This window comes from Pseudomonas sp. TZ252 (assembly GCF_056110345.1).
The window spans coordinates 4,329,533-4,343,068 of the sequence record NZ_CM148566.1; the positions used below are offsets into that span (position 1 = coordinate 4,329,533).

The window sequence follows — 13,536 nt, forward strand, 5'->3', positions numbered from 1 at the left end:
ACTTATAACGAGAACGCCGGATGCCCGCAAGCGTGGCAGATAGCCGGGGCGGCGTCGATCGGCAACGCGGCGTCCCGCCGGGACGGCGGGCAGGGTAGAATGGCGGGCTTTGATCGTCGTCGGAACCGTCCATGGATCGCCCCCGTTTCTCCAGCGCTTTCCTCCATCCCCGCTACTGGCCGCTCTGGTTCGGCCTGGGACTGCTCTGGCTGGTGGTGCAGTTGCCGTATCCCGTCCTGCTGATGCTCGGCCGTGGCCTGGGGGCGCTGATGTACCGCTTGGTCGGCTCGCGCCGCGAGATTGCCGCGCGCAACCTCGAACTGTGCTTTCCGGAAAAGTCGCCCGCCGAACGCGAGCGTCTGCTGAAGGAGAACTTCGCCTCCAGCGGCATCGCCTTCTTCGAGATGGCCATGAGCTGGTGGTGGCCGAAGGCGCGCCTGGCCCGTCTTGCCCATATAGAAGGCCTGGAGCATCTGCGCGAGGCCCAGGCGCAGGGCGAGGGGGTGATCCTCATGGCCCTGCATTTCACCACCCTGGAGATCGGCGCGGCGCTGCTCGGCCAGGTGCACACCATCGACGGCATGTACCGTGAGCACGACAATCCGGTGTTCGACTATGTCCAGCGCCGTGGCCGCGAGCGGCACAACCTCGATGCCACCGCCATCGAGCGCGAGGACGTGCGCTCGATGCTCAAGGTGCTGCGTGGCGGCCGCGCCATCTGGTACGCACCGGACCAGGACTACGGCGCCAAGCAGAGCCTGTTCGTGCCGCTGTTCGGCATCCCGGCGGCCACCGTCACCGCCACCACCAAGTTCGCCCGCCTGGGCCGGGCGCGGGTGTTGCCGTTCACCCAGAGCCGCCTGGCCGATGGCAGCGGTTATCGCCTGACCATCCACCCGCCGCTGGAGGACTTCCCCGGCGAGAGCGAGGAAGCCGATTGCCTGCGGATCAACCAGTGGGTCGAGCGCTGCGTGCGCCAGCAGCCCGAGCAGTACCTGTGGGCGCACCGGCGTTTCAAGACCCGCCCGCCAGGCGAAGCCAAGCTCTATCCGAAACGGCGCAAGCGCTGAGGACGGGCATTCCGGACGCGCGCGGGGTCTGGCTATACTCGCCGCAGTTCATGACGGAAGCCCCGCTGTGTCCGATCCCCTTGCCCCACGTCCGCCGCTCACCGGCCTGATCCTTTCCGGGGGCGGCGCCCGCGCGGCCTACCAGGTCGGGGTCCTGGCCGCCATCGCCGACCTGCTGCCGGACAGTGCCGGCAATCCTTTCCCGGTCATCGTCGGTACCTCCGCCGGCGCCATCAACGCCGTTGGCCTGGCTTGCGGCGCCCTGCAATTCCGCCAGGCGATCCAGCGCCTGACCGCGGTCTGGCAGGGATTCCGCACCGAACATGTCTATCGCAGCGACTGGCCGGGCGTGACCCGCCAGGCCTCGCGCTTCCTCGGCCATAGCCTGCTCGGCCTGGGACGGCGGGTGCCGGTGGCGTTGCTGGACAACCGGCCGTTGCATGAGCTGCTGGCACGTGAGCTGGATTTTTCCGGGATTCATGCGGCGGTGCGCCAGCGCCAGTTGCGCGCGGTGGCGGTGACCGCGTTCGGCTACGAGTCGGGGCAGGCGGTGACCTTCTACCAGGGGCGCGCGACCATCGATCCCTGGGTACGCCATCGGCGCCTGGGCATTCCCACCCGCCTGGAGCTTCGGCACCTGCTGGCCAGCGCGGCGATCCCGCTGCTGTTCCCGCCGGTGCGGATCAACCGCGAATACTTCGGCGACGGCGCGGTGCGTTCCCAGGCGCCCATCAGCCCGGCGTTGCACCTGGGCGCCACGCGGGTGCTGGTGATCGGCGTCAGCGGCAACCCGGCCACCGGTGGCGACAGTGCCATGACCGGCCTGCCGCCGTCCGACCGACCGCCGAGCCTGGCGCAGATCGGCGCCCACCTGTTGAACAGCACCTTCATCGACAGCCTGGAAGGCGACATCGAGCAGTTGCAGCGGATGAACCAGATCGGCCAGTTGGTGGCGCCGGAGGTGCGCCGCCAGGCGGGTGGGCTGGAGCCGGTGGAGGTATTGCTGGTGTCGCCGAGCCGGCCGCTGGACGAGATCGCCGCGCGGCACTACCGGGAGCTGTCGCGGGTGCTGCGGCTTTTCCTGCGCGGTCCCGGAGCGACCCGCGCCAGCGGGGCGGGGGTATTGAGCTACCTGTTGTTCGAGCGCGGCTATTGCAGCGAACTGATCGAACTGGGCTACCACGATGCGATGGGCAAGCGGGCGGAACTGGAGCGCTTCCTGCGGATCGAGCGGTAAACCTTATTCAGGACGGGACAGGCGGAAGGAAAAAGCCGCCCCGAAGGGCGGCTCGCGCACGGCTCAGACGGCCAGGACACCGTCGCGATAGTCGCGTAGCGCCTGCTCGATTTCCTCGCGGCTGTTCATCACGAACGGACCGTACTGGACGATCGGCTCGCGCAACGGCTTGCCGGCGAGCACCAGTACCCGGGCGCCGGCTTCGCTGCGCAGGCTCAGTTCCCCTTCTTCGGACAGCCGAGCCAGGCGATTGGTGGCGATTTCCACCGGGCGTTCGCCTTCCACCGTCAGGCTGCCTTCGTAGACGTACAGCAGCACGCGATGGCCGTCCGGCAGGCGCGGGGCGATGCGGCCGCCGGCAGGCAATTGCAGGTCGTAGTAGTGCGGCTCGGTGTCCGGCCTTTCCACGGCGCCGATCTGCTGCGCCTGGCCGTCGTCGAAGCGACCGGCGATCACCGTGACCTTCACGCCTCCGGCGGTTTCCAGGCGCGGCACGTCTTCCGGCTCGATATCGCGATAGCCGGCCGGAGCCAGCTTGCTCTTCGCCGGCAGGTTGACCCACAGCTGGAAGCCACGCATCGCGCCTTCCACCTGTTCCGGCATCTCGCTGTGGATGATGCCGTGGGCGGCGGTCATCCACTGTACGCCGCCGGGCTTGAGCAGGCCGCGATTGCCGAGGTGGTCTTCGTGGCGCATACGCCCTTCGAGCATGTAGGTCACGGTCTCGAAGCCGCGGTGCGGGTGCGAAGGGAAGCCGGCGACATAGTCGTCCGGGTTCTGGGTATCGAACTGGTCGAGCATCAGGAACGGATCGAAGCGTTCCGGGGACGGGCCGCCGATCACGCGGGTCAGGCGGACGCCGGCGCCATCGGAGGCGGGGTGGCCGGTATGCAGTTCGAGGACATCACGGTAGCGGGTCATGGGAACCTCCTGGTTCGTGTATGGCTCGATGATAGTCCTCTCTGGTCGATATATGGTTGCGAGTTTTATGTAATTCCTATCGATTTATTGAATCGTTATGAGGAAAAGAAACCGCCGCACAGGGCGACGGTTCTTCGTCTCACTCGGCGATCTGCAGCTTGCGCGCCTCGGTATAGATGTAGCGCAGTTTCTCGTACTCGAACGGCGAGTTCATCTGGCCGTAGCGGAAGCTGGTGTTGTAGCGCCTGTCCACCACGCGCAGGGCGGTGATCTCCGGGTGGTCGCCGCTGGCCTGGGGAACGTTGAGGTAGTTCACCTGGTATTCGCCGACGTAGTCCACCACCAGTCCGCCGGTGTCGCGCAGGTTGGACGGGCCGAGGATCGGCAGCATCAGGTAGGGGCCGCCGCCCACGCCGTAGAAGCCGAGGGTCTGGCCGAAATCCTCGCTGCGCTTGTGCAGGCCCATCCTGGTCGCAGGGTCCCACAGGCCGAGCACACCGAAGGTGGTGTTGAACAGCAGCCGCGCGGTGGTTTCCATCGCCGCCTTGCCCTTCAACTGGGCGAGGTTGTTCAGCAGGTTGGGCACGTCGCCGAGGTTGTCGAAGAAATTGCTCACGCCGCTGCGGACGAAGTGCGGGGTGACGTACTCGTAGCCTCGTACCACGGGCAGGAACACCCACTCGTCGAAGCGATAGTTGAAGTGGTAGACCCGGCGGTTCCAGGATTCCCAGGGATCGTACATGTTCAGTGCGTCGAGGGTGGCGCGCTCGAATTCGCGTTGATCCAGGCCGGGATTGAACTTGAGTTGGTCCAGCGGACGGCTGAAACCGTCGCCGTCGAGCTGGCGTGGCGGCAGTTCGACCGGCGCGGCGGCCTGGTCGGCCTGGGCGCTGGCGGCAGCGCTCAGCAGAAGGGCGAACATCCAGTGTGCGGTTCGGCTCATCGATCAGTTTCCTGCCTGCTGGGTGAGGGCCGCGCTGGCGACCTGGGTCTGTCCGGCGGCGGGCGTGGCGAAGAAGTCCAGCATGTCCTGCGCGTTGACCTTGTAGTTGAGGTTGCCGCAGTGACCGCCATAGGGATAGACGGTCAGGCGTTCGCCGAAGGTCCGGCGAAGGAAACCGAGGTCGCCCGGGCCGAGGATGACGTCGTCGGCGTTGTGCATCACGGCGATCTTCGGGCTGTCGTGCAGATAGTCCTGCAGCTTGTAGAGGCTGACCTGGTTGACCAACTGGGTCAGGCTGCCGCCGTCGTAACGGGCTCGCCACATCGGGATCAGTTGCTCAGTCATGTAGCACTCGAAGTCGCACTGCAGCGCGCGCTTGAAGAAGGGCTCCAGGCTGGTGCCTTCGTTGATCGGGTAGTTCGGCGGGGTGATCAGGCCGCGACGGTTGACCAGGTCCGAGGTGAAGGCGATGTCGGCGGCGGAGAAACGGAACGAGGTGCCGATCAGCATGGCCATTTCCTCGTTGCTCAGGCGCTGCTTCGACTGCTGGAAGTCGTAGAGCATGGCGTCGTTGATGTCGACGTAGCCTTTCTGCCGGAAGTAGCGGGTCAGCTTGCTCAGCACCACCTCGTAGAAGGTGCGCGAGTCGGTGATGCCCTTGACCTGGGTTTCCACCAGTTTGTCGAGGTTGCTCACCGAGGTGTAGAGGTTCACCGGTGGATTGAGCAGCAGCACCTTCTTGAAGTTGAAGCTCTGGCGGCTTTCGTCGAGGTGGCTGACGAACGCGGCGTTCAGCGCCCCCAGGCTATAGCCGGTGAGGTAATAGTCGGTCACCGGCAGGTCGCGCTGCTGCGCGCGCACCGCCTGCATCACCCGGTACAGGTCATCGGCGTCGTCGCTGGAAAAGCCCGGTGTGGCGAAGCGCGAGGCGCTGGCCATGAAGTCCCAACTGGTCGGCGAGGACAACTGCACCACGTGGTAGCCGGCCTGGTAGAAGAGCTTCTTCAGGTATTCCGGGTAGCTGCTGGCATAGTGCGCGCCAGTCCCGGCGATGATGAAGATCAGCGGCGCCGCATGATCCTGGCGGGCCAGGCGGTAGCGCAGCTTCTTCACCGGCCAGAAGTTGTCCGGCAGGGCGAACTCGCGCTCCGGGCGCAATTTCAGGCTGTAGTCCTTCTGGTCGATGTCCTCGCTGTGCGGAAGCTCGGGACGCAGTTCCGGCGGCGTGGTGGCGATGGTCGCCTCGAACGGGTTGGTCAGTGGATAGCCGTAGCTCGCGGCGTCCACGTCCCGGGCCTGCGCCAGATTGGCACAACCGAGGGCGAGGCCGCCGAGCAGGGCAGCGAAACGGAGGAAGTGGGGCATCGGGGGAATCCCTTCGAGGGAAAAGTACTGAGTGAATATACTGCCGCTATGACAACTGCAAGCCTCAGTAGTGCAGTGGGTTATTGCAGCCAGCGTTCCAATCGGTCTTTCCCGCCTCTTGCCGTGCCTCGCGAATATCCCTTCAGGCGTGGCGGTGCAGCCAGCCATGGGCGCTAGCCGGGCGCGGCGCGCCGTCTTTCTCGAAGCGTTTCCAGATCTTCTCGTGGAAGTAGAAACCGACCGAGTTGCACAGCGGCTCGACCGCCGCCACCAGCCCGCCGACCGCTATGCTGCCGGTCAGCGCATAGGCCACGCTGAAGGCGATGATGAAGTGCATGACGGTGAAGGTCAGGGTCTTGAGCATGGCTGCTCTCCTTTGATCGAGAATCATTCCTCTTTGGCGAAAGCCTATCCAGGCGCTCGGCCAAGCGGAAATCGGCCTGTCCAATCGAGTGCATAGAGCGCTTCGATCGCACTGTCTCGGAGCACATCCGCAGCGTGCCGCAGCGCAGTTCGAGGCATGTCGTTATCGGGTGCGATGGGTGTCGTTCTCAGAGCAGTCCGCCGTCCGGGCGCGCCGATGATGGACGGCGGCACCGCAGAGTGCCGCGACCGCCGGGGAGCGTCCCCGTCGGCATAGAACAAGGGGTACGTCTGATGCGAATGATGCGACGACTGTTGTGCTGGAGTGCGGGCCTGGCAATGTCGGCGGCTGTGGGGATGGCGGCCGCGGCGGACAAGCCGGTGATCACCATCGGTTACGTGGACGGCTGGTCGGACAGCGTGGCGACCACCCATGTGGCCGCCGAGGTGATCCGCGAGAAGCTCGGCTACGAGGTGAAGCTGATGCCGGTGGCGGCGGGGATCATGTGGCAGGGCGTGGCGCGCGGCAAGCTCGATGCCATGCTCTCGGCCTGGCTGCCGGGCACCCACGGCGCCTACTACGAGAAGATGAAGGATAAGGTGGTCAACCTTGCCATCAACTACCCGGACGCACGCATCGGCCTGATCGTCCCCGAATACGTGAGCGCCAACAGCATCGCCGACCTCCAGGCGCAGAAGGACGCTTTCGGCGGCCGCGTGGTGGGCATCGATGCCGGCGCCGGGGTGATGATCAAGACCGACGAGGCGATCAAGCAATATGGCCTCGACTACAAGCTGGTGGCCAGTTCCGGCAGCGGCATGATCGCCGAGCTGACCCGTGCCGAGAACGAGAAGAAGCCGGTGGTGGTGACCGGCTGGATTCCGCACTGGATGTTCGCCAAGTGGAAGCTGAAGTTCCTCGACGATCCGAAGAAGGTCTATGGCGATACCGAGCATGTCGACACCGTCGCCAACCCGGCGCTGGAGGCCAAGGCCAAGCCGGTCTGGGAGTTCCTGAAGAAGTTCGGCTGGAGGGATGGCAACGAGGTCGGCCAGGTGATGCTGGCGATCCAGGAGGGCGCCAAACCCGAGGATGCGGCGAAGCAGTGGGTGGCGGCCAACCCGGGACGGGTCAAGGACTGGGTGCAGTAGCACGGCTGGTTCGATCGGGGAACGCCGTGCCCGGGCAACCGGGCACGGCGTTTTTCCTTGCCGAAGGCTGGCTCCGGAATCTGCCGGAAGGCCCGGGAATACCGGTCTAGAGCGGCTGGCGAAACGCTACGACTAAAGTCGTCTGGAGCGCTTGCACCAGCGTCCTACAGTGGATATCGACGACATTCCGCGTCACCCCGCTGTGAGGATAAAAACAATGAACGACAGCATCTACCAGCGGATTGATACCAATCCGCGCTTCAAGGAGTTGGTGGCCAAGCGAGAGCGTTTCGCCTGGATACTTTCTTCGATCATGCTTGGCCTCTACGTGATATTCATCCTGCTGATCGCTTTCCAGCCGCAGCTGCTGGGCGCGCGTATCAGTCCCGATTCGTCCGTGACCTGGGGCATCCCGATGGGTGTCGGACTGATCCTTGCCGCGTTCATCCTGACCGGCCTGTACGTGCGTCGCGCCAACGGCGAGTTCGACAGCCTGAACCAGGAAATCCTCAAGGAGGCGCAGCAATGATCGCTCGTCTCCTTGCCGCGCTCGGTCTTGCGGCCTTCGCTCCGGCCCTCTGGGCCGACGCGCTGACCGGCGACGTGCAGCGCCAGCCGCTGAACGTCTCGGCCATCGTCATGTTCGTCGCCTTCGTCGGCGCGACCCTCTGCATCACCTACTGGGCATCCAAGCGCAACCGCTCGGCGGCCGACTACTATGCCGCAGGCGGCCGCATCACCGGCTTCCAGAATGGCCTGGCGATCGCCGGCGACTACATGTCGGCGGCATCCTTCCTGGGTATTTCGGCGCTGGTCTTCACTTCCGGCTACGACGGCCTGATCTACTCGATCGGCTTCCTGGTCGGCTGGCCGATCATCCTCTTCCTCATCGCCGAGCGCCTGCGCAACCTGGGCAAGTACACCTTCGCCGACGTCGCCTCCTACCGCCTCAAGCAGAAGCAGATCCGCACCCTGTCGGCCTGCGGCTCGCTGGTGGTGGTGGCGTTCTACCTGATCGCGCAGATGGTCGGCGCCGGCAAGCTGATCGAGCTGCTGTTCGGCCTCAACTACCATGTCGCGGTGGTCCTGGTGGGCATCCTGATGGTGCTCTACGTGCTGTTCGGCGGCATGCTGGCGACCACCTGGGTGCAGATCATCAAGGCCGTGCTGTTGCTCTCCGGCGCCTCGTTCATGGCGATCATGGTGCTCAAGCACGTCAACTTCGACGTCAGCACGCTGTTCTCCGAAGCCATCAAGGTGCATCCGAAGGGCGAGGCGATCATGAGTCCGGGCGGCCTGGTCAAGGATCCGATCTCGGCATTCTCCCTGGGCTTCGCGCTGATGTTCGGCACCGCCGGGCTGCCGCACATCCTGATGCGCTTCTTCACCGTCAGCGACGCCAAGGAAGCGCGCAAGAGCGTGTTCTACGCCACCGGTTTCATCGGCTACTTCTACATCCTGACCTTCATCATCGGTTTCGGCGCGATCCTGCTGGTCAGCACCAACCCGGACTTCAAGGACCCCACCGGCGCCCTGATCGGCGGCAACAACATGGCGGCGGTGCACCTGGCCGACGCGGTGGGCGGCAGCCTGTTCCTCGGCTTCATCTCGGCGGTGGCCTTCGCCACCATCCTCGCGGTGGTCGCCGGGCTGACCCTGGCCGGGGCCTCGGCCGTCTCCCATGACCTGTACGCCAGCGTGTTCAAGGGCGGCAAGGCCAACGAGAAGGACGAGCTGCGGGTCTCGAAGATGACCACCGTGGCCCTGGGCGTGGTCGCCATCGTGCTCGGCATCCTCTTCGAGAAGCAGAACATCGCCTTCATGGTCGGCCTGGCCTTCTCCATCGCCGCCAGCTGCAACTTCCCGGTGCTGCTGCTCTCCATGTACTGGAAGAAGCTGACCACCCGCGGCGCCATGATCGGCGGCTGGATGGGCCTGATCACCGCGGTGGGCCTGATGGTCCTCGGCCCGACCATCTGGGTGCAGATCCTCGGCCACGAGAAAGCCATCTACCCGTACGAGTACCCGGCGCTGTTCTCGATGATCGTCGCCTTCGTCGGTATCTGGTTCTTCTCCATCACCGACAAGTCGGCGGCGGCCGACGAGGAGCGGGCGCGCTTCTTCCCGCAGTTCATCCGTTCCCAGACCGGCCTGGGCGCCTCTGGCGCGGTGGCCCACTAAGCGCTACGTGAAGACGTAGCCCGAGGCGGCGGCCGGATTTCCGGTCCGCCGCCTTTCGTTTCAGCGTCCCGGTTACAGCGAGATGAGCCATGCCTGACAGTTTCAACTTCGCCTCGCCGCCCTTCGACCAGTTGCGTCCCCATCAGCGCGAGACCCTCAAGCAGGCCCTCAGCGTAGGCTACTACGCGCCGGGGGAAACCTTGCTGGAGGCCGGTTCGGCGGTCCCCGGGCTGTTCGTCCTGCTCAAGGGCGTGGTCGAGGAGCGCGGCGACGACGGGCGAGTGTTCGCCCAGTACGCCGCGGACGACCTGTTCGACGTCCGCGGGCTGTTTTCCGGCAGCAGCAAGCATCGCTACCTGGCGATCGAGGAAAGCATCGTCTACGAACTGCCGGCCAGTTGCTTCCACCAGTTGTGCGGGGAGAACCCGGGTTTCGCCCGGTTCTTCCAGGCCGACCTGGCGGCCAAGCGCCAGTTGGCCCAGCGCGACGGGCAGAACCTTGCCGAGTTCATCCTTACCCGCATCGCCCGCGAGCACTTGCTGCCGGCGCTGGAGGTGGAGGCCTCGCTGTCCCTCGGCGACGCCGCGCGCCTGCAATTGAGCCACGGCGCCGATGCCCTGCTGGTGCGGCTGGAGAGGGACGGGCCCGAGCTCGGCATCGTCACCCGCACCGACCTCATGAGCGCGCACTTCCGCGACGGGCGCAGCGAGCTGGAGGCGATCGGGCCGTTGGCCCATGGTCCGCTGGCCAGCGTCGAACTGGGCGATTTCCTGTTCGACGCGATGATCCTCATGACGCGCCAGCGTATCGAGCGGGTCGCGGTCACGGAGGACGGTCAGGTGATCGGCCTGTTGCACCTGACCCAGGTGCTCAGCCTGTTCTCCACCCATTCCCACGTCCTGGCGCTGCGCATCGCCCGCGCCGACGACCTCGGCGACCTGCGCCGCTGCGCGGAAACCCTGGACACCCTGATCGCTACCCTGGCCGGCAACGGTATCCGCCTGCGCTTCATCATGCAGCTGGTCAGCGCGCTCAACGAGCAATTGCTCGAACGGCTTTTCGAATTGTTGCTGCCGCCAACCCTGCGCGGGCGCTGCTGCTTGCTGGTGATGGGCAGCGAAGGACGCGGCGAGCAGTTGCTGAAGACCGACCAGGACAATGCCCTGGTCCTGGCCGACGATCTGCCGCAGGAACAGGCCCTGGCGATGATGCAGCGCTTCAGCGCGGCCTTGCTGGAGTTCGGTTATCCGCCCTGTCCCGGAGGGGTGATGGCCAGTCGGCCGGAATGGTGCAAGCCGCTGGCGGCCTGGCAGGCGGAGCTGCGCGGGACGCTGCTGGAGGGCAAGCCGGAGCAGCTGTTGCGCCTGTCGATCCTGGCCGATGCCTGGCCGGTGGCCGGCAACCTGCAGCTGTTCGAGCCGTTGCGTCGGCAACTGCGCGGTTTCGCCGACGGCGGCGAGCGCTGGCTGGCGGATATCGCGGCGGCGGCCCTGCAATTCGATACGCCGCTGACCTTCCTCGGCCAGCTGAAAACCCAGGACGCCCGCCTCGATCTCAAGCGCGGCGGGATCTTCCCCATCGTCCACGGCATCCGCACCCTGGCCCTGCGCGAAGGCCTGGAGACCCGCGGGACCCTGGCACGGATCGAGGCGCTGAAGCGACACAAGGTCCTCGAAGCACGCCTGGCGGACGACCTTAGCGAGTCTTTCGAGCTGTTCCTGCAACTGCGCCTGACCCGCCAGTTGGCCGGCCAACGCGACGGTCGCCAGCAGGGCCTGGACGTCAGCGGCATGAGCCGCCACGATCGCGACATGCTGCGCTACGGCCTGCATGTGGTGAAGAAGTTCAAGCAGAGCGTGGCCCGTCAATTCCACCTGGAGACCCGATGAACACCATGGTCAAGTTGCCCGACAGCCGCTGGCCGGGCTGGCGCCGCCGGCTGTATTGGTGGATGCACGAGGCGGTCGAGGCGGAGGAAGTGATCTCCCTCGATCTCGAGACCACCAGCCTCGACCCGCGTCGTGCCGACATCCTCAGCATCGGCGCGGTGCTGGTGCGGCGCGGCAAACTGGTCATGGGCGAGCGCCTGGAACTCTACGTCGAGCCGCCGCCGAGCCTGGATGCGGAGTCGATCCGCATCCACAAGCTGCGCCGCGCCGACCTGGAGGGACAGTTGCAGCTGGAGCAGGCCCTGCGCCAGGTGCTGGCGTTCATCGGCGACCGACCGCTGCTGGGCTACTATCTGTCGTTCGATGTCGCCGTGCTGAACCGGCACCTGCGCCAGCTCCTCGACCGACAGTTGCACAACCCCTCCATCGAGATTTCGTCGCTGTACCACCGGAAGGTCAGCCGGCATTTTCCCGACGCACACATCGACCTGCGCTTCGACACCCTGGCGCGGGCCCTGGATGTGCCGGTCAGCGGTCGCCACACCGCCCTCGGCGACGCCCAGGCGGTGGCGCTGATGTTCATGCGCCTGCTCAAGGGGCCGGCGCCCAAGGTCATCCACTGAGGCTGGAGGGCGCGGATTTATTGAATCTTCGTTGCTCGGCGGGGGTCGAGAACTACAAGGGCGGAATCTGCCGCCCTTTGCCCCATGAGCCGAACAGGAGCGACGCCCATGAGTCTCGGTACGATTCTTCTGATCATCCTGATCCTGCTGCTGATCGGCGGCCTGCCGGTCTTTCCTCATTCGCGCAACTGGGGCTACGGGCCCTCGGGGATCGTCGGCGCATTGCTGGTGGTGCTGTTGGTCCTGTTGCTGCTGGGCATGATCTAGGGCCCGATCGGGAATGCCGTCGCGGCGGGTATCGGCGGATAACGCCTCCGGCGTTATGCGCCCTACGCGGAGGGTTCCAAGCTTTCGCTCTGCGCTGGGGTAGGGTGAATAACCGCATCGCGGTTATCCGCCGTCGCGGCGGGTATCGGCGGATAACGCCTCCGGCGTTATTCGCCCTACGCGGAGGGTTCCCAGCTTTCGCTCCGCCGTTGCGGCGGGGTATCGGCGGATAACGCCGTTGGCGTTATGCGCTCTACGTAGGATGGATTGAAGCCTTCGCTTGGAGAAGGGCGGTTTCATCGCGGGTCCGCCGGGCGCTTTTTTCCATCGACCGGCTTCACTTGCCTTGCGTCTCGCGCCAGACTGGCGCGCATGCCGATCCAGACGCTTGCCACCCTTGCCGATATCGACGCCGCCGAGTGGGACGCCTTGCTGCCTCCCGCCCAGCCATTCCTGCGTCATGCTTTCCTGTCCGCGCTGGAAGACAGCCACAGCGTGACGCCCGCTACCGGCTGGCGCCCGGCTCATCGCGTGCTGCGCGATCCGCAAGGGCGGCTGTGCGCGGCGCTGCCGGCCTATGTGAAGGCGCACTCGTACGGCGAATACGTGTTCGACTGGAGCTGGGCCGACGCCTGCCAGCGGGCCGGTATCCGCTACTACCCGAAGCTGCTGGTAGGGGTGCCCTTCACCCCGGTCGCCGGTGCGCGCCTGCTGGGCGAGGACGAAGGGTTGCAGGGGCTGCTCGCGTCCCTTGGCGAGGAGGCCGAGGCGAGCGGTCTGTCGAGCATCCATGTGAATTTCACCGACGCCCGGGCGGACACCTTGCTTGCCGCGCGTGACGGTTGGCTCGAACGCCTGGGTTGCCAGTACCACTGGCACAACCGCGGCTATCGGGACTTCCAGGACTTCCTCGAGGCCCTCAGTTCGCGCAAGCGCAAGCAACTGCGCAAGGAGCGCGAACAGGTCGGCGGACAGGGCATCGAGTTCGAATGGCGGGAAGGCGGCCAGTTGTCCGAACTGGAGTGGGATTTCGTCTATCTCTGCTACGCCAACACCTACCTGGTGCGCGACCGCGATCCCTACCTGAGCCGCGAGTTCTTCGGCCTGCTGGCCGAGCGCATGCCGGAGGCGATCCGTGTGGTCTTCGCCCACCAGCGTGGCAAGCCGGTGGCGATGGCGTTCAGCCTGGTCGCTGGAGATACCCTGTACGGGCGCTACTGGGGATGCCTGGCCGAGTTCGACCGGCTGCACTTCGAGACCTGCTTCTACCAGGGCCTGGAATTCGCCATCGGCGCCGGCCTGGCGCGCTTCGACGCCGGCGCCCAGGGCGAACACAAGCTGATCCGCGGTTTCGAGCCGGTGCTGACGCGCTCCTGGCACTACCTGGCGCATCCCGGTCTGCGCGATGCCGTGGCGCAGTTCCTCGAACAGGAGCGGGCGGGTGTGCGCGCCTACGCCGAGGAGGCCCACGGCCTGTTGCCCTACCGCCAGGCCTGAAGGGGGCCGGAACGATAGGGCGTGGCGT

At 65.8% G+C, this 13,536-nt stretch carries 13 protein-coding genes; 9 read left to right on the plus strand and 4 right to left on the minus strand.

The genetic code is table 11. The features are described 5' to 3' along the window. The first annotated feature begins 131 nt into the window (after positions 1-131). Complete coding sequence (locus tag ACYAF3_RS20045; RefSeq protein WP_003114803.1) at positions 132-1,070, plus strand: lipid A biosynthesis lauroyl acyltransferase; 939 nt, start codon at positions 132-134, stop codon at positions 1,068-1,070. 67 nt (positions 1,071-1,137) lie between these two features. Continuing rightward, positions 1,138-2,307: a patatin-like phospholipase family protein gene (locus tag ACYAF3_RS20050; RefSeq protein WP_003091575.1), complete on the plus strand. Its 1,170-nt coding sequence runs from the start codon at positions 1,138-1,140 to the stop codon at positions 2,305-2,307. Positions 2,308-2,370: 63 nt separating this feature from the next. Here the strand turns inward: ACYAF3_RS20050 and ACYAF3_RS20055 are convergent, their stop codons facing one another. The 4 genes from ACYAF3_RS20055 to ACYAF3_RS20070 all read right to left on the minus strand — a co-directional run bounded on the left by ACYAF3_RS20055 (position 2,371) and on the right by ACYAF3_RS20070 (position 5,900). After that, positions 2,371-3,228: a pirin family protein gene (locus ACYAF3_RS20055; RefSeq protein ID WP_003109175.1), complete on the minus strand. Its 858-nt coding sequence runs from the start codon at positions 3,226-3,228 to the stop codon at positions 2,371-2,373. Positions 3,229-3,367: 139 nt separating this feature from the next. Next, positions 3,368-4,171, minus strand: a complete 804-nt coding sequence (locus ACYAF3_RS20060; RefSeq protein WP_049270077.1) for an MlaA family lipoprotein — start codon at positions 4,169-4,171, stop codon at positions 3,368-3,370. A 3-nt stretch (positions 4,172-4,174) separates the two neighbouring features. Then, a complete protein-coding gene (locus ACYAF3_RS20065) occupies positions 4,175-5,536 on the minus strand; it encodes an alpha/beta fold hydrolase family protein (protein ID WP_003091553.1) in 1,362 nt (453 codons plus the stop codon). A gap of 142 nt (positions 5,537-5,678) precedes the next feature. After that, positions 5,679-5,900 (minus strand): DUF2061 domain-containing protein, encoded by a 222-nt coding sequence (locus tag ACYAF3_RS20070; protein WP_003091551.1) that lies wholly within the window; start codon positions 5,898-5,900, stop codon positions 5,679-5,681. Between the two features lie 293 nt (positions 5,901-6,193). Here ACYAF3_RS20070 and ACYAF3_RS20075 point away from each other — a divergent pair, with 293 nt between their 5' ends. The 7 genes from ACYAF3_RS20075 (at position 6,194) to ACYAF3_RS20105 (ending at position 13,508) form a co-directional block, all read left to right on the plus strand. Continuing rightward, a complete protein-coding gene (locus ACYAF3_RS20075) occupies positions 6,194-7,051 on the plus strand; it encodes a glycine betaine ABC transporter substrate-binding protein (RefSeq protein WP_003452840.1) in 858 nt (285 codons plus the stop codon). A 217-nt stretch (positions 7,052-7,268) separates the two neighbouring features. Then, positions 7,269-7,580, plus strand: coding sequence for a DUF485 domain-containing protein (locus ACYAF3_RS20080; RefSeq protein WP_003091547.1), 312 nt, complete (start codon positions 7,269-7,271; stop codon positions 7,578-7,580). Further along, the gene (locus ACYAF3_RS20085) at positions 7,577-9,232 is read left to right on the plus strand and encodes a cation acetate symporter (RefSeq protein WP_105579349.1); all 1,656 of its coding nucleotides are present in this window, start codon (positions 7,577-7,579) and stop codon (positions 9,230-9,232) included. Before ACYAF3_RS20080 ends, ACYAF3_RS20085 begins: the two co-directional genes overlap by 4 nt. An 89-nt stretch (positions 9,233-9,321) precedes the next feature. After that, entirely contained in the window at positions 9,322-11,121 is a 1,800-nt protein-coding gene (locus ACYAF3_RS20090) for a CBS domain-containing protein (protein ID WP_003116398.1), read from the plus strand. Further along, positions 11,118-11,744, plus strand: coding sequence for a 3'-5' exonuclease (locus ACYAF3_RS20095; protein ID WP_003114810.1), 627 nt, complete (start codon positions 11,118-11,120; stop codon positions 11,742-11,744). Before ACYAF3_RS20090 ends, ACYAF3_RS20095 begins: the two co-directional genes overlap by 4 nt. Before the next feature lie 108 nt (positions 11,745-11,852). Next, complete coding sequence (locus tag ACYAF3_RS20100) at positions 11,853-12,011, plus strand: DUF3309 family protein (RefSeq protein WP_003091542.1); 159 nt, start codon at positions 11,853-11,855, stop codon at positions 12,009-12,011. Positions 12,012-12,383: 372 nt separating this feature from the next. Continuing rightward, positions 12,384-13,508, plus strand: coding sequence for a GNAT family N-acetyltransferase (locus tag ACYAF3_RS20105; protein ID WP_003114811.1), 1,125 nt, complete (start codon positions 12,384-12,386; stop codon positions 13,506-13,508). Positions 13,509-13,536: the final 28 nt, after the last annotated feature.